General features: G+C 32.2%; 1 protein-coding gene. It reads left to right on the top strand.

Going from position 1 to position 1,295, the window contains the following annotated elements:
- Window positions 1-338: 338 nt before the first annotated feature.
- A complete protein-coding gene (locus AC1DTM_RS26970; protein ID WP_016104488.1) occupies window positions 339-1,154 on the top strand; it encodes a polyphosphate kinase 2 family protein in 816 nt (271 codons plus the stop codon).
- Window positions 1,155-1,295: the final 141 nt, after the last annotated feature.

Here is a 1,295-nt window from a genome sequence, read left to right as displayed (position 1 = left end):
GCTATATATGGCAGAAGAGGTTGAAAAGTTTTTAGAAACTTTTCAACAAAGGAATGTTAAATAGTAAAGTGGACGTGTCAAAGGGTAATTGCTATTAAAGTGAGTAGTATATTAAGGGGAATTAGATAAGGAAGCTGTGTAGAGATTTTTCTACACAGCATTTTTTGTGTCTAGCGTTCAATTACATATGTTTGTTGGTATGTATATATCGCCTTTGTATCAATTTATTAAACTGAAGATGGAGAGTCCCACGTATGAATCAAAAGAATATTAATATGAAAAAATTACCAATAAATATGTTAAAATAACATTGTCATATAACAAGGGGGATTCGTTTGATGGAAAAAGAGCATCTTGCTAAAGTAGATTTAACGAAAAGAATTGAATCAAAATCTAAGTACAATAAGAAACTCGAAAAATATCAAATGCGCTTATTAGCACTACAGCAAATTTTAAAAGAAGAGAAAATAGCTGTTATGCTCGTTATGGAGGGTTGGGATGCAGCAGGTAAAGGCGGAGCGATTAAGCGAGTGACTGAACATCTTGATCCACGTGGATTCCAAGTAAATCCAATTGGCGCGCCTGCTCCTCATGAAAAACGGTATCATTATTTGCAACGTTTTTGGCGGAAACTTCCTCAGTACGGGCAAATTACTATATTCGACCGTTCATGGTATGGGCGTGTATTAGTTGAACGTGTTGAAGGCTTTGCTACAAACGAAGAGTGGACGAGAGCGTATGATGAAATTAATGATTTCGAAAAACTATTAACAGATGATCATTACATAATAGGAAAGTTTTTCTATCATATTAGTAAAGATGAACAGTTAAAGAGATTTACAGAAAGAGAGAACAACCCTCTTAAAAGATGGAAAATTACAGACGAAGACTGGCGAAATCGTGAAAAGTGGGATGAGTATGTTGAAGCAACGGAAGAAATGTTTGAAAAAACAGATAAGCCGAATGCGAAATGGCATATTATTGCGAGTAATGATAAACTATACGCCCGTTTGAAAACATTAAAAGTGATTATTTCATTAATTGAGGAGTATTTCTTAGAACATAATATAGAATTACCTTCTTATTATTATGAAATAAAAGAAGCTAATAAAAAGGAAATTGAGTCTATGCAAGATGTAGGAGTTAAAAAGTAAAGTTTGTATAGGGACTGTCTTGTAATTTATTTTAACCAAATTACAAGACAGTTTTCATTTAGAAACATTTTACAATTTGTAAAATAAGGTATATAATCAACAATCATATTAACATTATTAATATGATTGTTGATTATATAC

The organism is Bacillus sp. P4_D3, assembly GCF_056401855.1.
This window is presented reverse-complemented; position numbering and strand designations above follow the sequence as displayed.